General features: G+C 59.3%; 2 tRNA genes. Both read left to right on the forward strand.

From position 1 onward, the window contains the following. The first annotated feature begins 23 nt into the window (after positions 1-23). Positions 24-99 (forward strand) — tRNA-Gly (locus H6A16_RS10665). A 44-nt stretch (positions 100-143) separates the two neighbouring features. After that, positions 144-217, forward strand: a tRNA-Cys gene (locus H6A16_RS10670). Positions 218-236: the final 19 nt, after the last annotated feature.

A 236-nucleotide genomic window follows, 5' to 3' on the forward strand; every position in this document is an offset into this window, starting at 1 on the left:
TCGCGTATAGTACTTCCTCGCAAGCGGACATGGCTCAGTTGGTAGAGCACAACCTTGCCAAGGTTGGGGTCGCGGGTTCGAGCCCCGTTGTCCGCTCCATCGCACGATTCGAGCCGGTTTCACGATCGGCTCTTTTCATATCCGGCGAAGTGGCCAAGTGGTAAGGCAGAGGCCTGCAAAGCCTTTACCCCCGGTTCGAATCCGGGCTTCGCCTCCAGCAAACTCAAGGGGTCCGG

This window comes from Collinsella tanakaei (assembly GCF_016900375.1).
In the GTDB taxonomy this organism is placed as follows: Bacteria; Actinomycetota; Coriobacteriia; order Coriobacteriales; family Coriobacteriaceae; genus Collinsella.